29 protein-coding genes and 1 pseudogene are annotated in these 19,997 nt (G+C 48.9%); 11 read left to right on the top strand and 19 right to left on the bottom strand.

From position 1 onward, the window contains the following. Positions 1-66 precede the first annotated feature (66 nt). The 8 genes from ACOI6Z_RS16590 to ACOI6Z_RS16555 all read left to right on the top strand — a co-directional run bounded on the left by ACOI6Z_RS16590 (position 67) and on the right by ACOI6Z_RS16555 (position 8,689). Positions 67-1,239 (top strand): phage tail sheath subtilisin-like domain-containing protein, encoded by a 1,173-nt coding sequence (locus tag ACOI6Z_RS16590; protein WP_420687453.1) that lies wholly within the window; start codon positions 67-69, stop codon positions 1,237-1,239. Beyond that, positions 1,239-1,754 (top strand): phage major tail tube protein, encoded by a 516-nt coding sequence (locus ACOI6Z_RS16585; RefSeq protein ID WP_009486472.1) that lies wholly within the window; start codon positions 1,239-1,241, stop codon positions 1,752-1,754. The genes ACOI6Z_RS16590 and ACOI6Z_RS16585 overlap by 1 nt, the downstream gene beginning before the upstream one ends. A gap of 45 nt (positions 1,755-1,799) precedes the next feature. Continuing rightward, entirely contained in the window at positions 1,800-2,117 is a 318-nt protein-coding gene (locus ACOI6Z_RS16580) for a hypothetical protein (protein ID WP_004131585.1), read from the top strand. Next, a complete protein-coding gene (locus tag ACOI6Z_RS16575) occupies positions 2,117-2,275 on the top strand; it encodes a GpE family phage tail protein (RefSeq protein WP_032440702.1) in 159 nt (52 codons plus the stop codon). The genes ACOI6Z_RS16580 and ACOI6Z_RS16575 overlap by 1 nt, the downstream gene beginning before the upstream one ends. Further along, positions 2,262-5,237 carry a phage tail tape measure protein gene (locus ACOI6Z_RS16570; RefSeq protein ID WP_196612536.1) on the top strand — a complete coding sequence of 992 codons (2,976 nt, stop codon included), beginning with the start codon at positions 2,262-2,264 and terminating at the stop codon, positions 5,235-5,237. Before ACOI6Z_RS16575 ends, ACOI6Z_RS16570 begins: the two co-directional genes overlap by 14 nt. 14 nt (positions 5,238-5,251) lie before the next feature. After that, positions 5,252-5,710: a phage tail protein gene (locus tag ACOI6Z_RS16565; protein ID WP_009486474.1), complete on the top strand. Its 459-nt coding sequence runs from the start codon at positions 5,252-5,254 to the stop codon at positions 5,708-5,710. 358 nt (positions 5,711-6,068) lie between these two features. Beyond that, positions 6,069-8,054 carry a DEAD/DEAH box helicase gene (locus ACOI6Z_RS16560; RefSeq protein WP_009486475.1) on the top strand — a complete coding sequence of 662 codons (1,986 nt, stop codon included), beginning with the start codon at positions 6,069-6,071 and terminating at the stop codon, positions 8,052-8,054. Beyond that, the gene (locus ACOI6Z_RS16555) at positions 8,051-8,689 is read left to right on the top strand and encodes a hypothetical protein (protein WP_009486476.1); all 639 of its coding nucleotides are present in this window, start codon (positions 8,051-8,053) and stop codon (positions 8,687-8,689) included. The genes ACOI6Z_RS16560 and ACOI6Z_RS16555 overlap by 4 nt, the downstream gene beginning before the upstream one ends. Positions 8,690-8,922: 233 nt before the next feature. Here ACOI6Z_RS16555 and ACOI6Z_RS16550 read toward each other — a convergent pair. The 15 genes and pseudogenes from ACOI6Z_RS16550 to ACOI6Z_RS16480 form a co-directional block, all read right to left on the bottom strand. Then, positions 8,923-9,165: pseudogene (locus ACOI6Z_RS16550) on the bottom strand (phage tail protein); the annotation flags it as partial. Between the two features lie 124 nt (positions 9,166-9,289). Beyond that, positions 9,290-9,616, bottom strand: a complete 327-nt coding sequence (locus ACOI6Z_RS16545; protein WP_073550143.1) for a phage protein Gp27 family protein — start codon at positions 9,614-9,616, stop codon at positions 9,290-9,292. Positions 9,617-9,676: 60 nt separating this feature from the next. Beyond that, positions 9,677-10,039, bottom strand: coding sequence for a Mor transcription activator family protein (locus ACOI6Z_RS16540; RefSeq protein ID WP_025712890.1), 363 nt, complete (start codon positions 10,037-10,039; stop codon positions 9,677-9,679). A gap of 15 nt (positions 10,040-10,054) precedes the next feature. After that, complete coding sequence (locus tag ACOI6Z_RS16535; protein WP_058911350.1) at positions 10,055-10,489, bottom strand: gp16 family protein; 435 nt, start codon at positions 10,487-10,489, stop codon at positions 10,055-10,057. Continuing rightward, a complete protein-coding gene (locus ACOI6Z_RS16530) occupies positions 10,486-10,695 on the bottom strand; it encodes a hypothetical protein (RefSeq protein ID WP_073550141.1) in 210 nt (69 codons plus the stop codon). The genes ACOI6Z_RS16535 and ACOI6Z_RS16530 overlap by 4 nt, the downstream gene beginning before the upstream one ends. Positions 10,696-10,705: 10 nt before the next feature. Then, positions 10,706-10,834, bottom strand: coding sequence for a hypothetical protein (locus tag ACOI6Z_RS16525; RefSeq protein WP_254901997.1), 129 nt, complete (start codon positions 10,832-10,834; stop codon positions 10,706-10,708). A 13-nt stretch (positions 10,835-10,847) separates the two neighbouring features. After that, positions 10,848-10,973, bottom strand: a complete 126-nt coding sequence (locus ACOI6Z_RS16520; protein ID WP_254901998.1) for a hypothetical protein — start codon at positions 10,971-10,973, stop codon at positions 10,848-10,850. Next, the gene (locus ACOI6Z_RS16515; RefSeq protein ID WP_073550139.1) at positions 10,970-11,692 is read right to left on the bottom strand and encodes a DUF2786 domain-containing protein; all 723 of its coding nucleotides are present in this window, start codon (positions 11,690-11,692) and stop codon (positions 10,970-10,972) included. The genes ACOI6Z_RS16520 and ACOI6Z_RS16515 overlap by 4 nt, the downstream gene beginning before the upstream one ends. Next, positions 11,682-11,876, bottom strand: a complete 195-nt coding sequence (locus ACOI6Z_RS16510) for a hypothetical protein (protein ID WP_032742822.1) — start codon at positions 11,874-11,876, stop codon at positions 11,682-11,684. The genes ACOI6Z_RS16515 and ACOI6Z_RS16510 overlap by 11 nt, the downstream gene beginning before the upstream one ends. Continuing rightward, complete coding sequence (locus tag ACOI6Z_RS16505; RefSeq protein ID WP_025712886.1) at positions 11,877-12,062, bottom strand: hypothetical protein; 186 nt, start codon at positions 12,060-12,062, stop codon at positions 11,877-11,879. A gap of 77 nt (positions 12,063-12,139) precedes the next feature. After that, positions 12,140-12,724, bottom strand: a complete 585-nt coding sequence (locus ACOI6Z_RS16500) for a DUF3164 family protein (RefSeq protein ID WP_227502559.1) — start codon at positions 12,722-12,724, stop codon at positions 12,140-12,142. 43 nt (positions 12,725-12,767) lie between these two features. Continuing rightward, on the bottom strand, positions 12,768-12,983 hold the full coding sequence (locus tag ACOI6Z_RS16495; protein WP_032742824.1) for a hypothetical protein: 216 nt from the start codon (positions 12,981-12,983) through the stop codon (positions 12,768-12,770). Positions 12,984-12,995: 12 nt separating this feature from the next. Then, positions 12,996-13,268, bottom strand: coding sequence for a hypothetical protein (locus ACOI6Z_RS16490; protein WP_032742827.1), 273 nt, complete (start codon positions 13,266-13,268; stop codon positions 12,996-12,998). Further along, positions 13,269-14,438, bottom strand: coding sequence for an ExeA family protein (locus ACOI6Z_RS16485; protein WP_073550137.1), 1,170 nt, complete (start codon positions 14,436-14,438; stop codon positions 13,269-13,271). A 12-nt stretch (positions 14,439-14,450) separates the two neighbouring features. Next, the gene (locus tag ACOI6Z_RS16480; RefSeq protein ID WP_073550135.1) at positions 14,451-16,235 is read right to left on the bottom strand and encodes a DDE-type integrase/transposase/recombinase; all 1,785 of its coding nucleotides are present in this window, start codon (positions 16,233-16,235) and stop codon (positions 14,451-14,453) included. A gap of 64 nt (positions 16,236-16,299) precedes the next feature. Here ACOI6Z_RS16480 and ACOI6Z_RS16475 point away from each other — a divergent pair, with 64 nt between their 5' ends. Beyond that, complete coding sequence (locus tag ACOI6Z_RS16475) at positions 16,300-16,584, top strand: hypothetical protein (protein ID WP_073550133.1); 285 nt, start codon at positions 16,300-16,302, stop codon at positions 16,582-16,584. 50 nt (positions 16,585-16,634) lie between these two features. Here the strand turns inward: ACOI6Z_RS16475 and ACOI6Z_RS16470 are convergent, their stop codons facing one another. Genes ACOI6Z_RS16470 through ACOI6Z_RS16460 form a run of 3 tightly spaced genes read right to left on the bottom strand, consistent with a single transcriptional unit; the run spans position 16,635 to position 18,146 of the window. Next, positions 16,635-17,582 (bottom strand): hypothetical protein, encoded by a 948-nt coding sequence (locus tag ACOI6Z_RS16470; protein ID WP_073550131.1) that lies wholly within the window; start codon positions 17,580-17,582, stop codon positions 16,635-16,637. 16 nt (positions 17,583-17,598) lie between these two features. Next, complete coding sequence (locus ACOI6Z_RS16465; protein WP_032742833.1) at positions 17,599-17,904, bottom strand: helix-turn-helix domain-containing protein; 306 nt, start codon at positions 17,902-17,904, stop codon at positions 17,599-17,601. A gap of 53 nt (positions 17,905-17,957) precedes the next feature. Next, positions 17,958-18,146, bottom strand: a complete 189-nt coding sequence (locus ACOI6Z_RS16460; RefSeq protein ID WP_032742834.1) for a DNA-binding protein — start codon at positions 18,144-18,146, stop codon at positions 17,958-17,960. A 93-nt stretch (positions 18,147-18,239) separates the two neighbouring features. On the opposite strand from ACOI6Z_RS16460, the gene ACOI6Z_RS16455 reads away from it, so the two are divergent. Both ACOI6Z_RS16455 and ACOI6Z_RS16450 read left to right on the top strand, forming a co-directional pair. Further along, on the top strand, positions 18,240-18,596 hold the full coding sequence (locus ACOI6Z_RS16455; protein ID WP_025712876.1) for a helix-turn-helix domain-containing protein: 357 nt from the start codon (positions 18,240-18,242) through the stop codon (positions 18,594-18,596). Positions 18,597-18,737: 141 nt separating this feature from the next. Beyond that, positions 18,738-19,085: a hypothetical protein gene (locus tag ACOI6Z_RS16450; RefSeq protein WP_073550129.1), complete on the top strand. Its 348-nt coding sequence runs from the start codon at positions 18,738-18,740 to the stop codon at positions 19,083-19,085. A gap of 62 nt (positions 19,086-19,147) precedes the next feature. Here ACOI6Z_RS16450 and ACOI6Z_RS16445 read toward each other — a convergent pair whose 3' ends face one another. Beyond that, the gene (locus tag ACOI6Z_RS16445; RefSeq protein ID WP_073550127.1) at positions 19,148-19,918 is read right to left on the bottom strand and encodes a DNA adenine methylase; all 771 of its coding nucleotides are present in this window, start codon (positions 19,916-19,918) and stop codon (positions 19,148-19,150) included. Positions 19,919-19,997 lie beyond the last annotated feature (79 nt).

The raw sequence follows: 19,997 nt of genomic DNA, 5'->3' as shown, positions 1-19,997 counted from the left end.
GGCGACGCCAGCAGACTTAACGTTGAATATGGCCCTGAACTCAAAGAGCAACATGATGGTGAACTTATGTCTGAAACTCGTTTTCACGGCGTCCGCTCTCGCGAAAATACCGACCTACAGCAGGCAATCAATGACATTGATTCCAGTGTAATCGGTATTGTTGCTGTTGCTGATGACGCCGATCCGGAAACCTTCCCGCTCAATACGCCGGTTCTGCTGACACGGGTGCGTAACGTCCTCGGCAAGGCAGGTAAAACCGGGTCACTTTACAAAACCCTCAAAGCCATTTCCGATCAGTGCAGTCCGCGTGTTGTGATTGTCCGGGTGGAAGAGGCTTCCGGTAACGGCCCCAGCCAGTCTCAGGCCGTTATTGGCGGAACAGATGGCGACAGCTACACGGGAATATATGCCCTGCTGACAGCGGAAGCCAAAACCGGCTATCGGCCGCGCATCCTGGCGGTGCCGGACTACGACACCGAGGAAGTGACGTCACAACTTTGCGTGATTGCCCAGAATCTGCGGGCTTTTGTTTATGCCGGTTGCAACGGCTGCGCGACCATGGCGGAGGCTATCGCTTATCGCAAAACCTTCGCATACCGCGAGCTGATGCTGATCTGGCCGGACTTTATCGCTTACAACCCCCTGACGGATGATAACGAAACGTTTCCCGCCCCGGCTTACGCCTGCGGCCTGCGCGCCGCTATTGATAACAGCCAGGGCTGGCACAAATCGCTGTCGAATGTTGTGGTGAATAACGTTCTGGGTATTTCGAAAGATGTGTTCTGGGCATTGCAGGCAGAAGACAGCGACGCTAACGAGCTGAACAACAACGAAATCACGACGCTTATCAAGCGTGACGGTTTCCGCTTCTGGGGTAACCGCACCACGGACACCGAAACCTACACTTTTGAGGTGTTTACCCGTACCGCGCAGATCCTGGCGGACAGTATTGTGGAGGCGCAATTTACCTCTGTTGACAGCCCGCTCACTCCGGCCAACGTGAAAGATGTGGTAAGCGGCATCCGCTCTACTCTCAGCAAAAAAGTCACTGCCGGCCAGCTTATCGGCGCTGACTGCTGGTATGACACGCTGGACAACGGCACCACGGATTTGCGCCAGGGAAAACTGATTGTGCGCTATAGCTACAGCCCGGTCCCACCGCTTGAAGATCTGACGCTATACCAGACCTTTACTGATGATTTTTACGAACCGGCGTTCGCGTCGCTCGGGGGTGAATAATGGCTATTCCTCACAAACTGCGGCTTTTTAGCTGCTTTGTTAACGGCGACAACTATCTGGGAAAAGTGACCTCTTTCACTCGCCCCAAACTGTCACGAAAGATAGAGGACTATCAGGGTGGTGGCATGCTGGGTGCGGTCGGTGTTGATCTCGGCCTTGAGGCTGGAGCGCTGGATTCCACCATTGTATTTGGTGGTGTCATCAAAGCACTGTTTCTCGAATACGGGGCAGAAATTGACGGCACGCGGCTGCGCTTTGCGGGTGAATATTTCACTGATGGCGAAAGCCAGCTTGTCGAGGTGGAGCTGCGCGGGCGATTTACTGAACTCGACGGTGGAGACTCAAAACAGGGGGAAGACACGGAGGAAAGCTACACCTTTAAATCCACCTACTACAAATTCTCCATTGATGATCAGCCCATTATCGAAATCGATCTGCTGAATTTCATCTACAAAAAGAACGGTCAGAACATGTTCCCGGACCGCATCACCTCCGCCCTTGGCATGGGCAATTGATAACCTTTCAGAGGGTGGCGAAGATGCCGCCCGGAGATTTTAAACATGGCTAAAAAAACTAAAAACCTGTTCACGCTGATGCAGCCGGTAGTTCGTAAAGACAGTGAGATCGGTCAGGTGGAAATTACCGGCGCCATCAGTCAGGCAGGATCGCTGCGCGGCCTGAATCTTATCCGCGTTGCCAATATGGATGCAGACTCAATTGCCACGCTGTTGACGCGAGTCACCGCGCCTGCGCTGACACAAAAAGAAATCAACGAAATGCACACTCTGGACTTTATCGGGCTGGCAGAGCTTCTGGTCCCTTTCTTGAATCCGCCGGAGCCTGGAGCGTCGAACGTGGCGGAGACGGAGAGCGAGTAATCACCGTTGCGTTTGACCAGATCGACGATCTGGTTGCTGATATTGCCGTTATTTTTAACTGGCCGCCCTCTGAAGTTTTCGGCATGGATCTTGGCGAGGTGATAGCCTGGCGCAAGCGGGCGGCGCTTCGAAGTGGTGCCAGTGATGAAGAGTCTTGATATACGCGTTGCTTTCAGCGCGATCGACAGATTTACCCGCCCCGTTAATGCTGCCCGCCAGAGTGCGGGCGGCCTATCCGACTCCCTCAGAAAAACACAATCCACCCTGAAAGGGCTCGATAAGAGCAGTGCTACTTTTCAGCGAATGACCGCGGCCGTCGGCAAAACCGACCGTTCCATCTCACGTGCCCGTGCCCGCTTTGATGGCTTGTCAGAAGCACAACGTAAAAACGGAACGCTGACGGAAAAACAGCAAATACTGATGTCGCGACTGGGTGAGCGGCTTGATCGGTTGACCGCAAAACGTGTGACGGAAGTGGCCCGCCTTCGTGAAAGTGCATCAGCCCTGCGCCAGCATGGCGTCATGCTTTCCGGTAGTAGTGCCACCATCGGTAACGCGATACGCCGCACAGAACAATACAACCAATCCCTTGAACGGGAAAAACGGCAACTTGCTGCGGTCACTCAGGCTAGTAAACGTTACGAGGGTGCACAGCAGATGGCCGGAAAGTTGCGCTCTGGCGGTGCCATAGCATTAGGTACAGCAACCGCTGCCGGGTACGGCGCCGGACGCTTCCTGTCGCCTGCGGTTGGTTTTGATGAGGAAATGTCAAACGTTCAGGCGCTGACGCGGCTCGATAGAAGCGATTCACAGCTAGCCGCCCTGCGTGCTCAGGCAAAAAAACTCGGTGCTGAAACCGCCTTCACTACACGTGACGCCGCCAGCGGCCAGGCCTTTCTGGCAATGGCGGGCTTCACGCCAGATGCTATCCGTGCCGCACTGCCCGGCGTGCTCAATATGGCGCTGGCAGGCAGCATGGAACTGGGCGAAACGGCAGACATCGGCTCAAACATTCTTTCTCAGTTTTCCCTCGATGCCGGAGAAATGGACCGCGTCAGCGATGTGCTGACAGGTACATTTACCCGTACCAATACCACGCTTAGCAGCCTCGGCGAGACAATGAAAGTTGTCGGGCCGGTAGCGGCGGGACTTGGGATTAGCCTGGAAGAAGCCGCAGCCATGACTGGCACGCTGGCGCGCGTGGGTATTCGCGGTAGCGAGGCCGGTACGGCAATGCGTCGCTCCCTCTCCCGCCTGGCCTCCCCCACTACGGCAGCCAAAAAGGCGCTCAAAGAGCTGGGAGTGGAAACTGCCGACGCGAGCGGAAAGATGAGACGTCCGTTCGATATTCTTCTCGATCTACAAAAACGCGTTTCCCGCTTTGGCGAGGTGGATCAGGTTTCATTTTTCAAAGATATCGCCGGAGAAGAGGGTTTTACGAGCCTCCAGTCTTTGGTCAACGGCGCAGGTGATGGCTACCTCCAGTCACTCTATGAACAAATTGCAGAAGCACATAAAAATCAGGAGGCCTTCGCCGTCGCTAACAAGAAGAAAGACAACCTGGGCGGCGATTTGAAGGAGCTGGACAGCGCGTGGGAGGCGTTCCGCATTTCTGTGGCTGAGACAGTAGACGGCCCATTACGCAGGCTGACACAGGGGCTTAGCCGGGTTATTGGCACTATTCAAAGCTGGATAGAAGAAAACCCCAGACTTTCACGAACGTTGTTACTCGCCGGTGGTACTGCACTGGCATTAACCGCAGTAATTGGCGGTATGTCATTAGCTGCTGGTCTACTTTTAGGGCCGCTAGCGAAGCTCAGACTGGGGTTTGCGCTTCTGTCCGGCGGGAGAGGAATCGGAGGTACGGTATCAGCGTTCCGCATGTTGAGTGCTGCGGGCGGTAGCTCACTGGTAAAAATTAACGGATGGGGTGCTTTACTCAGCGGCCTGGTCGGACGCCTCGGCGTATTAACCAGATTGATGGTACCCCTGCGCGGTGCGTTACTTGGCGCCTTTACCTCTCCGGTGACTGCTATTGGCGCCCTGTCAAAAAGCATTGGCGGGCTGGCACTGCGGCTAACCGGGATCCCTGCTCTCTTCGGCATTGTGAAAGGCGGAATTGCGGCGCTGAGTGGCGGCTTATCAATGCTATTGAGCCCAATCGGCTTAGTGGGTGCTGCGTTTGTAGCGGCTGGGGTACTGATCTGGAAATACTGGGGATCAATTAAGGCCTTCTTTAGCGGTTTTTTTACAGGCGTCATCCAGGGGTTAGCGCCTGTTTATAACGCATTTTCCAGGCTGGCGCCCGTTTTCGGTGCCATGGGGGATGGCGTTAAAAACGTCTGGAACTGGTTTAAAAAAGTATTAACGCCCGTTGAGGAGAGTCGCGAGGCGCTAAACAAATGCGCCAGCGCCGGGCAGACTTTTGGCGAAGTCCTGGGGACCGCACTTAGCGTTCTGCTTTGGCCGCTTCAGAAGTTAATGGAAGGCGTCGGCTGGTTACTGGAGAAGCTCGATCTCATCCCCGATGGCATTGAAAGAGCCAGGTTGGAAGCGGCCAGACTCAGGGCTATTCCGGTTATGTGGGAATGGGATGAAAAATCCGGGCGCATGGTTAAAAGGGAGTGGCAATGGTCATCTGAAAAGCCTGCAAGCAAAGGCAGCGCCCCGCCGCCCAATGTGCTCGGGGGCAACTCTGGAACAGAGCGGCGGCTGGGCCAAATCGCGGATAACACCAAAGGCCTTTTAGATGAGGAAAAGCGCAAACGTATCGGGCCGGGTGACATTGTATTTAAAAATCTCCCTCCAGCCTTTGCTGTGCGTGGTGAATGGCAGGAATCTCGGCTTATTCGGCAACCTGTTAGTGCTCGTCCGGTTATTGCTGCCGGAGAGCCATTGATTAAGCAGGCACCCGCCTGGCAGGCAGTCCGCCGAAATGAAATCAAGCGCCCGGCAGCTTCGGTGCCGGCAGATGGTTTTTCTGGTGAGATTCACGTCCATTTGCATGGCATCAAGAGCGACAATCCGCGCGAGCTGGCTCGACTTGTCGGGGAGGCTGTCCGTACAGAGATGGATAAACAACAACGTGCTGCCCGGGGTTCGTTCCGGGATAGCGATTGACTGGAGGTAAAACTATGATGATGGTATTTGGGCTTTTTGTATTTGAACTCAGGACACTGCCCTATCAGCAATTACAGTTATCTCGTAACTGGCGGCACGTAAAGAATGACCGTGTGGGCCGGAGCGCAAAATGGCAATACATTGGTGCAGGCGAGAACCAGCTGACGCTTGGCGGGTTGCTGTACCCTGAAATCACCGGCGGTAACCTGTCGTTGGGTGCAGTCTCAACAATGGCCTACACAGGGCTGGCCTGGCCGCTGATTGATGGTGTCGGGTCTATCTACGGGATGTTTGTCATTACAGGATTGCAGGAGACGCATCAGGAGTTTGACCGCTATGGTAAGGCGAAAAAAATTGAGTTCACGCTTTCGTTGCAGAGGGTTGATGAGGATATCCGGGAGCGGCTGCAAAGTTCCTCTGTCAGCGAGCTGATGGCAACCATAAAGGATGGGGTTGAAACTGCGTTGAATTAAGCCCAGGTGAAGCTTGATGGCCAAACTTCTTAAGCAGCAGCAAGAACATTTATGCATGCCTTAGATAAGATTCGGCCTAATACATCCATAGCAAAGAGGTATAACACTAAGCCAAACATAATCTTACAACAGTTCCATACCCAAGCGGGGTGAAAAACTAAAAAAGTTGGAGAAATGCAACTAATGTTAAAAATAGTTAGTCTGGAAAGTCCTTTCGAGAGGAATCAAACTCAAGGACTCAGTAGGTAGCATTGAATCTAATGTTTTTTTTTCACTATACGTAAGGTATAATTTTACAACACAGCATACCTATAATCCTATCAATGATGCGTATATAAATCACTCAAAAGGAAATTTTATGTCCAGCTACTGCTTTTACTCTCAAGATGCATTAGCACTCGCTCAAAGTTCTGGGATCGATGTGCTTATCAATGATTATGCAGAGCAGCACAAAAAACAAACATACATTCTTTGCAGACCATTATCTAATGAGGATGTAATATATGATTACGATAAGGCAATAGCTGTATTTTCATCTGGAATAAAACCTTTTTTCATAGATATTGGCAACAATTTAGAATTATTTGAAGAATATCAGGAAGATTTTCTAGAGGATGTTTCATTCTTAGCTGAGAAATTCAAATATAGAGAAAAAATTGGTAGGAAAAAATCATGGCAAAGCCTATTCGTTTCACTTCCCATAGATGATCTTGACTTCAGTAAATTAGAAGTTGAAACTAAAGAAAGTCGAGTGATTGACCTAATAATTTCACTTATCGTTGGAAGTATTAATGATACCTCTAGAATAAATCTGGAAGCGAGTAACCTGTTAGATACAATTAAGTCTAAAATTATCTTATTTGACACCGATCAAACAAGATTTGTTTTCCAAAGTGGATTTGGGAAAAAAAGTGTAATTCAGGGATTAGCTGGTTCTGGTAAAACGGAGTTATTATTACATAAGTTGAAAGAAATCTATTCTAAAAATCCGGATTCTAAAATTGCCTTTACATGTTTCAATAAAATCCTCGCATCTACAATGAGAACAAGGATTCCTGAATTTTTCGATTTTATGCGAGTTGAAAAACAGATTGAATGGGGCACAAAACTTTTTTGCTTCAACTCTTGGGGTTTGACTAAAGATCCTCTCTCTGGAATGTATAGATACATTTGCCATTTTTATGAAATCCCATTTGGTGGTTTTGGAAACGGAGACTTTGACTTCCTTTGCAAGAAAGCCATTGCAGATATAAATAATAGCGGACGATCAGATAAAAAGGCTCTTGATTATATCTTTATCGATGAAAGTCAAGATTTCCCGCAAAGTTTCATTGATCTCTGTGAAATGGTAACATCTAAAAAGCTGTACGTTGCCGGAGATGTTTTTCAAAATATTTTCATGCCTATAAATGATAATGTAAATCGGGCCGATATCGTTCTTAAAAAATGTTATCGCACAGATCCAAAAAATTTAATGTTTTCACATGCTTTGGGAATGGGTCTTTATGAAGAGCCTGTTCTACGATGGTTAAAAGAGGCTGAGTGGGATTCTTGTGGCTATAAATACAACAAAATAGGCAATAGAGTTGAATTGTCAAGAGATCCGCTAAGGCGCTTTGAAGATATTCCAAAAGATTATAAAAGCACAACTCTACATTTAATGGAGAGGACCGATAATGGACCAGATAAAATAATTGAAATAATAAAAGATATTAAACACCGCAATCCTACCTTAGCAGAAGGCGATATAGCTGTTATATTCCTTGATTCCAGTGGATATATATATGATTACATTCAATCTCTAAAATTGAAAATTAAGCAACAACTTGGCTGGGATTCTAATATCTCACATGAAACAAAAGCCAAACAAGATGGTAAATTGTTCATTTCGAACATTAATAACGCTAAAGGTCTAGAGTTCCCTTTTGTAGTTTGTTTTGCCATGAAACTGGTTAAAAGATCAAACTTCCGAAATGCACTCTATACTATGATGGCACGGTCATTTCTCGAAAGCCATCTAGTTTTAAATGATGATAAAGAAAATCCATCGATGCCAACTATTCTTGAAGGCTTACATTTCCTAAATAACAATAATTACATGAATGTAAGACTACCCTCTGAAGAAGAAATAAGAAATCAAAAAGATTTCATTGTGTTGGATGAGTCTATTTCTATACCTAAACTAGTAAAAGCCTATTGCTCAGACAAGAGAGCATCACCTTTATTAATTGCCAAAATAATTGACAAGGTTGAAAGAATGATTTCAGAAGATGATGATGACGTTGATGGAGAATACATTAAGAGCCTGATTGGACTAGAATATGAAAGGAATAGAAAAAAATGAGCCAATATCTATTCAATAACATACCCGGCGAATATTTTGATAAATTTCGCCCTGTTAGAGATGTGTTTTCTAATTTAGAAAACCTCCTTGTGATTGCGGAAATCGTGAACACTTGCCATAGTTCATGGAATAAAAAAACAAATGATTTTGATTTACTAATAACAACTGGCACTCACAAAAGAATACTTATAAGAAAACCAGATGGTTTTTTTACAATGAACCTTCCCTTTCAGGTAATAGAGTTTGAAGAAAACATCAGCTTTAATTATGACGCCTATGGATTAGCAGTTAATGCCGAGTTCATTTCTAGATGCAGGAATGTTATTACAACTTGCGATAATGGATTCTTTTCTCACGAGGCAATAGCTGTTGATTTATGTGATAACTTTGATGGAGACATGCAACAAGCTATACATTACTCTGATGCAATTTCAGCCTTACTATTATTAGACCATGGATATTTTAGGTTTGATGATGATCCAATAAGGGTTAATGGTAAAATACATCCAAGATATCATTTCGATTTCTTCTGTAATAATTCAACAAATGTGAAGATTGGTTCTAATACTCGTATAGAAGATTCGTTTTTTTTGAACTTATTTGATGTTAATAAAGATCGACCTTATCTTGCTTAAATCATAGGCGCTCAATTGAGCGCCTATCTTATTTTATAATATTGATTATTAAAAAATCACTCGATAACCGCAAGCATAATATTAGCTGAATTCTATTATTATACTAATTAAAAAACATAGAATGTCACTTTCTATTGTGTGCTATATGTGAAAACTTTCAGGTTAAGTTTGTAAGGATACATGTCTGATACTAGCAGATATCGGCAAACACGGTCATTACTGACCGTGTTTTGTTATGCTGAGCGTATCCACATGCAGAGGCTAACATATTCGTTAGTCACATCAATCGACTCATTTGTGGATTCCGTTAAGCCCTTCATATCAGTGTAAGTCCCATCAGTGAGGGCTAGCGGACCGCTTTTCTGGTTATCTGTGCCGTGTGTCGTGTTTGGATCCCATGTAGCCCCCGGAGATCGGTCGCCAGACCGGTGCCAGTGCGGCGGGAGATTATTGGCTTCAATTTTGACCTTATGATTAGAAGTGAGATAAATGGACAGGGATAAGCGAGATAATTGTGGGATTCTGTGGCAGGTTCCAAGATTTATCGGGACGTGAGTGTAATTAATTTGCAAATACTGAAAAAAAACACGCCCCTATAATTTATTGCTTTATCGCCCATTCAAGTATGGATTCAGCATCCTTTTTCAAATCCTCAAGGATATGCTCTGGTGATAGCTTAGCGGCAATCTGTAGCGCTGATAGCTTTAGGCTTGCCAGCTCATATCGACTCCCTACATGAAGGCCCAAGATCTCCTCCCGATGCTTTATAGCATAACGGTTGATCGCGGACCTCGCGATTGGATAGCCTTTCTCTTCAAGCCAGAAAGTTAAATAATCAAAGTTACTAAAGTTGGTTCTGATCAATACGTCATTCAGTTCCTGACGAATTTCCGGTGGTAACTTATCTACAGCAGTCGTTCTAGCCATATTTTATCCCATTATACTGCGGTTGATATGAAAAAAAGGGCAGAAATTCTGCCCATAATTTTACTCGTTATCGCCGAACGAAAACAGCTGTGGTTGGCGGTGAGCCATCACTTGTTTGTGTACACGGTGAATCAGTTTCCGTAGCCCCCGTTCAGTAATGCCGTATTTCGTACTTAACTCAGCCCAGTTATTCCCCCGGAACTCTTCATAAATCTGCATATCACGCAGAGAGAGCTTATATGCGTAGTCACGAGGAAAGGTGAAGTTTTGCCCGCCAAAGTGAGATGCCAGAAAATCTGCCACAGCCAGCCCCAATTGTTCAGCCTGTTCGGATGATAAACCGTAATCAACGCCAGTCTCAGTAACGTGGTCGGCAACTTCAGACAGCAGTTTATGCCGCTTATGCTCCATTGGTGTTGTCATGGTGACCTCCAGAAATCACTTTGCGCCCTGCAGTTCTTCCAGAGCCTTGCGTTCGCGAGTCTGCCACTGCTTGAGTGTCTCAATCACACGGCTTGCTGCCGATGTATTGAGCCAGTCAAGGCGGCTGACGCCCGTAATGCGATGCACATAGACGTTGATTGCCCGTTCGGTGCGGTCGTGAATAAAACCTTCGTCAGCCATTTCCAGCCACAGTGCCCGGATTTTCTTCGACTGATCGTCGGTGGCCGTGAGCTTTTCTTTCTTCTGAGTCCGAACCTTAAACCCGATTTTTTTCATCGCATCGAGGATCTGGTTCAGTTGCCCAATATTCATTTCTCGCGTGGATTCAATGCCAGCGTAGGTATTCAGCAACTGGCGGTAAGTATCTTCATCCATGCGCAGCTCACGCTTTGCCACATGGATTATTTTAATCAGCTGGGTTCGTGTCATTTACCTGCCTCCTGAGTAACAAGGGGCGAATCCGGGGCATTGACCTTGCCCGGACCATGAGCCAGGGCAAGTGCTGCAATAACAATAACTGAACCGATGACTCCCAGCATGGCTGGTACAGGGCTTAGGTTATTTGCCGATAAAGACCCAGCCATGATAGCGAGTAAAAGGCCGATAATGGTTAAAATCAGTGCGCCAATAATCATTTTATCTCCATCAAAGTAAATTAAAAATGAATAAAACAATTAAAGCAGCAACTACAGTTCCCAGAATTAACCACCAGAACCCTTTTCGCTCTTGCGATGACTGAAAGCGGGAGGCTTCAGCTATAAGTTTTTTATTCATATATGTAAGTCCCTTACGGTTTATTAAAATAATCCAGGGCAGCGATAACGGTGTAATAACCGATAAACCCGACAGCAACCCAGATGACAAGGCAGCCCAGTACGCACAATAAAAGGATATTCCCGACAGTCAGCTTCATGACTTGTACTCCAGAGAAAGGGCAGAATCTTTACTGGATACGCCGTGATTTAAACGCGCTTTTAATCCCTCGTTAAACCCCGCTTCCGCTGCATCCTGATCACCCCGGCATTTTTTAGCTTCACGGGGTTTCAGATCGGATAATTCCTGCTCTTTCTTCATCTTCGCCAGAAAATTCGCCATCAATGTTTCTTCGCTTTCAGTCACTATAAATGGCTCTATCGCCTGATACGCGCCTTCAGCCCACCCTTCGCAGAACTGGTCTGCGCGGGCCGTTTTAGTGGAAGGCTTAATATTCTTACGCAGAGAGCTAATAAAGATACGGCGGGCTTTGACCATCTGGCGGGAAAGCACATCAAAGGCATAAGCGGCAATTTCCGGGCGCTCATCCGGACCATAAAAAATGACGGTATTTTGCTTCTGGCCGTTCATATAGTTGCGGCGGAAAGAGTAATAGCAGTTAACACCCATAGCACGGCAAATTAACTGGCCCAGAAACGTCATGTAACGGGGGATGCTTTGTGCATGGGATGGCGCACCTTTACTGGCCTTGCTGGTGATATCCATCAGATCGATATCATTCTGGCTCAGCTTGTGCTTACGCATCAATGCCTGCGCCTGATTGAGCGCAGTGGCCGCTTCATGAGAATTCGAACTGCGACGGGCCAGATTCAGAAGCTTTTTGATTTTTGCCAGGTACTTTTCAGTTTCATTTGTCATTTTCATCACCAGTCAGAGGTTGTAATTCAGCGGTGGGGACAAAAGCGTTATAGGAAAGTCCGCAGTGAGGGCATTTCAGAATCAGGTCGATACACCACGTACCATCAAAACTTTCCATAATGGTCGCTTGCTCAAAATCCAGATCATCGACCGGGTTGTCGCAACGTTTGCATAACAGAGACATTTATTCTTCCTCCCGCCAGACTTCCCCACAAATCAATAAAGCGCCCGGTGAACGCTCATGAATGACGTCTGCGACCAGCTCGCAGGACTGCTTATTCAGATAGATATCTTCAGTAACAGGCAGTGCGTCACAGGCATCTGTTCCGCAGGCTGATACCAGTAAAATAAAACCGGCTAATGTCAGCATAAATAGTCCTATTGCTAAATCCGGCGTGCAGAATCCCACGGCACTGACGCCGGATTAAAAAGAAATGGAGAAATAAATTAAATAGCAGCGATATCTAACGGTATATTAACCAGCTTCCCGGACTTATCTTTCTCCCGGAAATTAATATAGGTTTTGGACATGGCCACCTGCAGCGATTCCGATATCGCATCCATTGCCTTAATCCAGCGCTCATCCTGGATTTTTACCCTTCGCAGGGAGAGAATACGCCCGGTGTTAAGCTGTCCCTCTTTATCAACCTGGAAAGCATCGCTCACAATAGCCCGCAGGTTAACATTGGCATCTTTCGACCATTCAGTGACGCATTCATCAAACAGATCTTTAGCAATCTGTAGCTCCGGCCCGAACGTCAGCGTTTCCTGTACACGAATAGTGATTTGCTCGCTACCGTCAAAGCTGCTGAATGTCACATTACCCTTTGCGCCGCCGCGAGTTCTGCCATATTTTTCAGCCACAAGGTCAAGCCAGGCATAACATTCATCAAAGGCGCGACGTTTAAACTCGCTGAGTTCATCACGCTTTATCTTTGCAGCAGAAACCTGTTCCCGGACAAAACTGTCCATTGCCAGATCGTAATCAGAAATCTGGCTTATCGGAACCAGGCGACCTTTACGGTCTTTCATGTATTCGTCCTGATTAATTGTCGTCATAATATGACCTCAGTGTTTAATGTGATTTGCCGGAAGGCTGCAGATAATCAGCTGCAACCCGATATCCGCTCTGTTTCAGTTTGTTGAGAACAGATTCATTTACAACGGGCTTTAATGACTCAAGCGTCGCCAGCTCACTTTCACTCGCGTCTTTTGTATTTGCGCCGGTCATTTTGCAATAGATAAATCCTTCTGGCGTCAGCGCGATTAAAATCTCTATCTTTATTGCCATTATATTTTCCCTTCAGTGAAGTAATGACTCTGACCAGATAACCCTGCAACCATACATCTCAACTTCCCCCTGACGGTAACGCCCCTGATGGTCAATACCTGTCATGGTATAACCCGACTTTTTCCCCCTGAAATGACTGACGCACGGACTGTCGCGAGAAACACGAATAACCGGCTTTCCTGAATAAATCATGATGCTGGTGACAGGCGTATTCATTGCATTGAGTGCCGCAATGGCATTCATCAAATCAGCCAGCTGTTTATTAACGTTCGGTATTGTTTTCATTTAAACCGCCTTAATAACGTCGGCATTAACAACCGGAACACCGAGCTGCGCCGCCATATTCATGGCTGCAATCACCAGATTGCTGACCGCCAGAGGATATAACAGGCTGACAACCCCTCTGCGACCGCCGATATTGTTACTGAGGCGGGCACGGATAGCGTCGACAGCGGTGTTATCCAGCACATCAGTTATTGGTTTTCCGGCTCGTTCGAATTTGAACTTCAGAAAGCGCTCCAGCTCTGTGTCCAGCGGCAGCAGTTCAACTACTTCGCAGCGCTGAACTACCTCACGGACTTCCTGGTTGCGTTCAGACAGCTTCATCGCCAGTTCCGGCTGGCCAATCAGCACGATGGACAGCAGCTTTTTAAAGCCATGCTCCAGCTCAAAGAAGCGTTTCAGGTGCTTCAGCGTGGGCAGCGGCAGTGAATGTGCCTCCTCAATCACCAGAACGTGGCTGTAACCGGCGTTGCTGGAGTCCTTCAGTACGCGGTGTAACTGGCGAAAACGGGCCTCCTGACTGCGTTTGACGTTCTCCAGAGGCGCAATGGTGTTAATGATGGCTTCGGCGATGCTGGCCGCTTTCAGGGTCTTCCCTTTGTTGTCGTTGTCTTCCATCGCGATGATATAGGGCTCAATGACGATGACCGGCGCATTTTCGCGGTGAATACGCTCAATCAGGTCGCGGCGCAGCGTGCTTTTCCCCGCGCCGGATTCCCCGATAACCGCCATAAATCCGCCAAAACGGGCCGTCTGATACAGTGCCTCGCGGACATAGCGAATATCCGGCGTGGTGAACACGTCCTCTGAACTCTGCATGGCGTCATCCGCAAACGGGTCACGGAAAATACCGAATTGCTTTTTGGTGACTGGATTTAATACCTGTTTTGCCAGTAACATATTTTCGTCCTCTTCGTTATTTGCCTGTTGCGGGACGGAGGTACTGGCGGGTTCCGCCGTCAGTACCTCATCAAACGCCCGGGATAATTCCTCCCCGAGCCCGCGTGATGCCAGGAATGTCATAATATTCTGCCGCACTTCTTCAGGGCGACGCTTTGGCCAGATGCCGTGGTTAATCAGCTGTGAAACGGCGGGCTGCGAAACAGCTGCTGCTGCAGCGACTTCCGTCTGTTCAATACCGTGCTGCTTCATCAGGTCTTTCAATACCAGCATGGGTGCCTCCCGTTAATGGCCGTTAACGATGCTGAGCCGTGGCGCTTTGTTCCCGGCCAGCTCCTGCGCGATGGCGTCAATATCTTCTGCCGGAACGCCTTCCGGAAAGCGACTGACCAGCTGCGCGTAGTGTTCCGGGAACCAGTTATGGCCAGTTGCCGTCAGACGCTCACGCAGTAATTTAGCCGCCTCAACATGGGATAACGGACGCTGCTCGATGCGCGGGCCACGAACCTGACTTTCCTGGCCGCGTTTTGGCAGGTAGGTCGGGTGATCGTCGCGTTCAATATCGAGATATGGGTTGAAACGTCCCCCGAACGGCAGGGCTTTGCCTTTTCTCGCGGCCTCGGTTTCTTCTTTACTGGCCGTGCCGAAGACGTGCTGCTCAACTTCATCAAGATGCTGCTGAGCAACGGTCTGGGGCAGCGGTTTAAAGCTCTCACCGATAACCGGGGCATCAACAGCAAAGCCGTGTTCGTCTTTCTGCACCTCGTCAACCAGGAAGAACGATTTCAGACCATCCTCACCGGTCATCACCACCTGAGCCTGATCGTCCCGGTAGAGGTTGCGGGCAACCATCACCCGGTCATTCACACAGACACCCGGCACAGCGGAAACGTCGTACTGCCGCCCCCGGAAACGTACCCGGACAAAGCTGTCCACCTTACAGCAGACCGGCGCTGACACTGCTGCTTCCCGGCAGACCTCAACAGAGGGGGCCTTGACCAGCTGCTCTTCGGTGATCAGCAACCATTTATCCGTGCGGGCCATGCCGTAACGGCTGTGAATGGCCGTGCGGTTGAACTTCATCCGCCACAGACGCGCCAGGCGGTTCAGTTCGTCGATGCTCTCCACCCGACAGAAGCGCAGGCCATGTTCGAAATCCCGTTCGAGAATGTCACGGGCCTTTTCCACCGAGCCGGTGGCCCGGGCGTTGCGGGCTTTGTGCGCAATCAGCCTGATACCCAGCGCCTGGCACAGATTGCCCATCGTGGGGGACTTCAGGGCTGCGCCGGGGTCTGTGAACAGCACCTTCGGCACCCCGTGCAGCACGTCAGCGCCGCCGCGCTCCTGCATCATATTGATGAGCACCGAGGTGAAGTTCTCGGTGGTTTCGCCACCGAACCGGTACTCCAGGTAGATCCACCCGGTAGTGTGGTCGGTTCCTTCAAAAGACCAGACGCGATCATTGACGACTTTGGCCACGTTGGCAGGTTTATTTTTGTTGAACTCTTTCTCATCCATGATGCGCAGTCCGGTATCACCTTTAACCCCTTTGGCCGGGTTCTTGAGGTAATAAAGCACGCAGATAGACGCATCCAGCTGCCAGACGTGGTTCGGGTGGCGGCTGGCCAGCTGCACTGCCGGAGCCGGTGCCCGCAGCTGGTCAGGGTGCAGGCGGTACTGGCGCAGGGCGCGGATAATGGCGCTGGCCGACAGCGGCACAATCTCACCGGTGGTCTCATCAAGCCTGCCGCTGACGATCAGACCGTTATCGCGCAGGCTGTTGATGGCTTTTTCCACGCTGAGGGTACGTTTGCCCGTCCCGCGAATGGTTTCCATCAGAGTGCCGGAAATGGTCATCGCCTCCTCGCGGGTCAGCGCGGAATCACCGGCATCAGAGCGTTGTTTTCTCGGCTTCTGCAGGCGGACAGCATTCAGTTTTTTGAGCAATGTGGCACGTGACATACACAATTCCTCGCAGGCGGCCTGATACACCGCTTCTTTGTTGCCATGACCGGCTGCACTGGCCGCTTCAGCAATGGCAACGAGTCGCTGAGTAAGGACTGGATTCATAGTTATTGCCCTTATTTATTGTGATACCTTGAACTCTCTTCCTTTGAGGCAGGATGTTTAAATAATGAAAAGCAACGAATACGAGCAATTAAAGAAAGAAACCGACCACACGGACGACTGGGCGAGTGGGGTTTTTGTTGCATTGTTTGATGTACTAATGGCAATGGCGCATGAGCATCCTGAAGTCCTGAGCCGCCTTGAACCCCAGTGGAAAGAGGCATATGACGATTACAATCATGCTGTTCAGAACCGCCACGTAGGGCAGTCTGCCCGATTACTTGAGGCCCGAAAGATGCTTTATGGGATGCTGAAAACTCAGGGGGCATTTGATTTACATCGTCCTGATTAAGCAGACATTTACCATTAGCTCTGGTTGCAGCCTGCAGTAACTGGTTTGTTTTATTCGTCATCATGATTGCTGGCCTCTTGCTGTGCTTCTGTTACCCAGTCCGGTATCACGCTGGTCTCGCGGGCTTCCGGCAGGCTGAATTCCTGACGCAGCTCTTCAAACTGCGCCTGAAGGTCATCGAGCAGGCCCGCCATCATGCCGGTATGGTTGATGCCGGTGCGTTCGGTGTGCTCGGTCAGCGCGTTGAAACCGCTTTTAAGGTCAAAGAATGCGCTGAGAACCCCGCTTTTAAAGCCGGTGACTTCCGTCTCAAGCGCCACGCCTTCTTCGTCCGGGGTTTCAGTGGTGGTGCGGCGAACCAGACGGGACTTGAGTTCTTCTTTTTCATTGCGCATCGTGCCGAGTTCTTCCTTTTTCTCGGCCAGCATCTGGCGACTGATTTCAAGGTCGGTCTTCAGCTCTTCCTTCTCGCGAGCATGTTTGGCGATCATTTCTTCGGCCAGTTCAAGCAGCGCGGTTTTGTCGCCTTCTTTGGCCACTTCGATCAGGGCACTTTTCTGGTCTTCCGGCAGGCGACGGAACTGGCGCAGTTCGCGGTAGCCGATGCCCATGCGGGACATGGATTCAAGGGCTTCTTCGCCGAAGGCGGTAAGATTGGCAATATCTCTGTCTACTTGATCAACAGACCTGCCCAGCAAGCCGCAAAACTCTTCCCAAGTTCCAGATAGTTTTTCCGCACCGTGCGGATTTTTTGCATCCTTTAAATTCCGGTACAGCTTGTTTTCCTTAACAAAAGCCAGTTTAGAAGTCCGCACCGTGCGGGAAAAATCTTCGAAAGCACCCGCCATCTGAGCCTGACCAAGTAGCTGGTTCAGCAGGTCACGTTCGTCATTCATCTGGCTGCTGACCGTGGCTATCAGGTTCTGGGTGGCCTCAAGTTCTGGATTTAACGCGACGTCCGGTATTAGTTCAGCAGGTTGCGATTTGGTACGTGCCATTTGTGTCTTTCCTTAATTAGTGGCTACCAGAGACGATGCGCTGGTTCATCTCATCAATGCGGCCCTGAGCACGAGCCATTTCATTGCTGTGAGCAAGGGCAATTTGCAGAAGCTGAACGCTCAGAGCGAAACGACCATTGTCCAGCTTCTGGGCCAATCCTTCTTCAATAAGGGTATTGAGGGCGCGGTTGATATTGGCCGGTGATTCGTCCAGTGCTTTAGCAAGCTCGCTGTTGGAGCGGCCTGTTAGTGAGGCACCTTTAAGCGCCTTGAGCACCCGCAGGATGCGACCACCGGATGTGGATGTGATTACCTTGTTCATGTCACATACCTCTTTTCTATATACGAAACACTGTTACACTTATTGCAGGTATTTCAGGCTGCAACGTTGCCGGATTTGAGGCCCAACTTGACGGCGATCTCGTGCGATTTACCGTAGTTGGCTTTGGTCTGGCCGTTGAGAACCCGGTAGACCTCGTTCCGGGAGTAGCCATGCTCTTCAGCCCACTGGGTGAAAGTGACCCCTCGCTGGCGAAAGAGTGCTTTGACTTGTTCTGCAGTCATCGTTGTCCCCTTTATTGATGCAATGATGTTTGCCTTATGTGTGTTAGATTATTGCTCATTATTTTGAGCATATCAATGTCGAGATTCATTTTTATGAGCATTTCTGTGGGTGAGAGAGTGATTTCTATTCGAAAACAAGCTGGATTAAACCAGCGTGATTTTGCCGCTCGCCTGGGGATATCCAATGGAGGCATTAGCCAAATTGAAAATGGTAAAGCTATGCCTGGCGGAGATTTCCTCCTACGGATACATCAGGAGTTCGGCGTTGATATAACATGGTTGCTCACAGGAGTGAGCAATGATCATTCTGTAAAGGAGGTGCAGGCGATGTCTCCAGAAAAAAAAGAGTTACTGGATGCATTCGATGGGATGACACCAGAGCAACGGAGGGCGATTCTTGAGGTCGGCAAAGGGCTTGCACAACCAAAACCAAGCAAGTTCGCAAGCTAGTAATGAGAGTTTGGGAAAAGTAATGTGGTGAGCATTGCTGACTATCTGAAAAATAAAACGTCACCCGATAGTAATAATTGAGCTACGGGGATGTCTTTGGGGCTGATTTGCCCCACTAGCACAGCAAAGTAAGGAATAAATATGCGTTATCTCTGGGTTAGTGCAGTTGCTTTGGTTTTAGTGACTGGGTGTTCAACAAAGAATTATGGTCGACAAGGTGAACTTACTCAGTATGAGAAGGAGACTATGTCTTGCCGTGAAATAGAGTTAGAGGAAGCCAAAGTTCATGGTTTTCTGCAACATGTTGATAAAGAAAGTGAGTTCGATGGTCGTTCAGTTCTTTCCTTTTTGGGTGATTTTGGCATCGGCAATACTATGGAAAAAAATAGTGCTCTTGAGAGTGCAAATACCCGACTGTCACAACTGCAACTACTTAGGGTAAAAAATGGCTGTACTCCAGGTGTGTCCAAAACGCCCTCAAACGCATAGAACGCAGAGTAATTGAACTAGAGTCAGAATGGCCGATATCGGCCATTCTCTTCAGGATATGATTAGAAATTGCAGATAATTAGCTCTCGCTTGAGTTCAGCTTTACCCGTTGTCTGCAGGTTGTAGCGGATATCGACCGTCTGAATCCGTAGTCCGGCAAAGGTTTCCCTCATTTCCTCAATATCGTTCACCGATATAACCATTTTCCCGCTGATGGTGCGCGCCAGTTCCGCCATGCGCACATATTCCTCCAGCCCAAATTCAACGCCATACCCCTCAGTTTTCAGGTACGGTGGGTCACAGTAAAAAAGCGTATGTGGCCTGTCGTACCGCTTAATGCAGGTAGCCCAGTCAAGGTGCTCAATGGTGGTTCTGGAAAGTCGCAGGTGAGCCAGCGACAGTTCTTCTTCGATGCGCAGCAGGTTAAGGCGTGGTGCGCTGGTGGTAGTAGTGCCAAAGGTGTGATCGGCCACTTTGCCGCCAAACGCCTGTTTCTGCAGGTAGAAGAAGCGGGCCGCCCGTTGAATGTCGGTCAGTGTTTCTTCCGGGGTATCCTTCATCCAGCGGTATATCTGCCGACTGACCAGTGCCCACCTGAACTGCCGGACAAACTCATCAAGGTGATGCTTGATCACCCGGTACAGGTTAATCAGTTCTCCGTGGATATCGTTGATGACCTCTACCTTGCTGGGCTCTTTCATGAAGTAGAGCGCAGCTGCACCGCAGAACGGCTCCACGTAGCAGGTGTGTGACGGAAATAACGGAAGAATATGTCTGGCCAGGCGGCGTTTGCCCCCCATCCACGGTAATACTGGCAAAAACTGAGATTTCATATTCTGTAAGCCTTTTTCATTGAATGAAAATGCAGTAGGCTGAATCTGTCTCGCGAGACGGACTGAGCCATGATGTGAC

Source organism: Klebsiella sp. C239, assembly GCF_048822715.1.
GTDB classification, from domain to species: domain Bacteria; phylum Pseudomonadota; class Gammaproteobacteria; order Enterobacterales; family Enterobacteriaceae; genus Klebsiella; species Klebsiella quasipneumoniae.
Note: the sequence above shows the minus strand (reverse complement) of the source record. Positions and strands in the feature narration are given on the sequence as shown.

Excerpts from the sequence above, each read along its gene's own strand:
- ACOI6Z_RS16590 (WP_420687453.1), top strand. The coding sequence starts at position 67 with ATGTCTGAAACTCGTTTTCACGGCGTCCGCTCTCGCGAAAATACCGAC.
- ACOI6Z_RS16585 (WP_009486472.1), top strand. The coding sequence starts at position 1,239 with ATGGCTATTCCTCACAAACTGCGGCTTTTTAGCTGCTTTGTTAACGGC.
- ACOI6Z_RS16580 (WP_004131585.1), top strand. The coding sequence starts at position 1,800 with ATGGCTAAAAAAACTAAAAACCTGTTCACGCTGATGCAGCCGGTAGTT.
- ACOI6Z_RS16570 (WP_196612536.1), top strand. The coding sequence starts at position 2,262 with ATGAAGAGTCTTGATATACGCGTTGCTTTCAGCGCGATCGACAGATTT.
- ACOI6Z_RS16565 (WP_009486474.1), top strand. The coding sequence starts at position 5,252 with ATGATGATGGTATTTGGGCTTTTTGTATTTGAACTCAGGACACTGCCC.
- ACOI6Z_RS16560 (WP_009486475.1), top strand. The coding sequence starts at position 6,069 with ATGTCCAGCTACTGCTTTTACTCTCAAGATGCATTAGCACTCGCTCAA.
- ACOI6Z_RS16555 (WP_009486476.1), top strand. The coding sequence starts at position 8,051 with ATGAGCCAATATCTATTCAATAACATACCCGGCGAATATTTTGATAAA.
- ACOI6Z_RS16545 (WP_073550143.1), bottom strand. The coding sequence starts at position 9,616 with ATGGCTAGAACGACTGCTGTAGATAAGTTACCACCGGAAATTCGTCAG.
- ACOI6Z_RS16540 (WP_025712890.1), bottom strand. The coding sequence starts at position 10,039 with ATGACAACACCAATGGAGCATAAGCGGCATAAACTGCTGTCTGAAGTT.
- ACOI6Z_RS16535 (WP_058911350.1), bottom strand. The coding sequence starts at position 10,489 with ATGACACGAACCCAGCTGATTAAAATAATCCATGTGGCAAAGCGTGAG.
- ACOI6Z_RS16530 (WP_073550141.1), bottom strand. The coding sequence starts at position 10,695 with ATGATTATTGGCGCACTGATTTTAACCATTATCGGCCTTTTACTCGCT.
- ACOI6Z_RS16525 (WP_254901997.1), bottom strand. The coding sequence starts at position 10,834 with ATGAATAAAAAACTTATAGCTGAAGCCTCCCGCTTTCAGTCATCGCAA.
- ACOI6Z_RS16520 (WP_254901998.1), bottom strand. The coding sequence starts at position 10,973 with ATGAAGCTGACTGTCGGGAATATCCTTTTATTGTGCGTACTGGGCTGC.
- ACOI6Z_RS16515 (WP_073550139.1), bottom strand. The coding sequence starts at position 11,692 with ATGACAAATGAAACTGAAAAGTACCTGGCAAAAATCAAAAAGCTTCTG.
- ACOI6Z_RS16510 (WP_032742822.1), bottom strand. The coding sequence starts at position 11,876 with ATGTCTCTGTTATGCAAACGTTGCGACAACCCGGTCGATGATCTGGAT.
- ACOI6Z_RS16505 (WP_025712886.1), bottom strand. The coding sequence starts at position 12,062 with ATGCTGACATTAGCCGGTTTTATTTTACTGGTATCAGCCTGCGGAACA.
- ACOI6Z_RS16500 (WP_227502559.1), bottom strand. The coding sequence starts at position 12,724 with ATGAAAGACCGTAAAGGTCGCCTGGTTCCGATAAGCCAGATTTCTGAT.
- ACOI6Z_RS16495 (WP_032742824.1), bottom strand. The coding sequence starts at position 12,983 with ATGGCAATAAAGATAGAGATTTTAATCGCGCTGACGCCAGAAGGATTT.
- ACOI6Z_RS16490 (WP_032742827.1), bottom strand. The coding sequence starts at position 13,268 with ATGAAAACAATACCGAACGTTAATAAACAGCTGGCTGATTTGATGAAT.
- ACOI6Z_RS16485 (WP_073550137.1), bottom strand. The coding sequence starts at position 14,438 with ATGCTGGTATTGAAAGACCTGATGAAGCAGCACGGTATTGAACAGACG.
- ACOI6Z_RS16480 (WP_073550135.1), bottom strand. The coding sequence starts at position 16,235 with ATGAATCCAGTCCTTACTCAGCGACTCGTTGCCATTGCTGAAGCGGCC.
- ACOI6Z_RS16475 (WP_073550133.1), top strand. The coding sequence starts at position 16,300 with ATGAAAAGCAACGAATACGAGCAATTAAAGAAAGAAACCGACCACACG.
- ACOI6Z_RS16470 (WP_073550131.1), bottom strand. The coding sequence starts at position 17,582 with ATGGCACGTACCAAATCGCAACCTGCTGAACTAATACCGGACGTCGCG.
- ACOI6Z_RS16465 (WP_032742833.1), bottom strand. The coding sequence starts at position 17,904 with ATGAACAAGGTAATCACATCCACATCCGGTGGTCGCATCCTGCGGGTG.
- ACOI6Z_RS16460 (WP_032742834.1), bottom strand. The coding sequence starts at position 18,146 with ATGACTGCAGAACAAGTCAAAGCACTCTTTCGCCAGCGAGGGGTCACT.
- ACOI6Z_RS16455 (WP_025712876.1), top strand. The coding sequence starts at position 18,240 with ATGAGCATTTCTGTGGGTGAGAGAGTGATTTCTATTCGAAAACAAGCT.
- ACOI6Z_RS16450 (WP_073550129.1), top strand. The coding sequence starts at position 18,738 with ATGCGTTATCTCTGGGTTAGTGCAGTTGCTTTGGTTTTAGTGACTGGG.
- ACOI6Z_RS16445 (WP_073550127.1), bottom strand. The coding sequence starts at position 19,918 with ATGAAATCTCAGTTTTTGCCAGTATTACCGTGGATGGGGGGCAAACGC.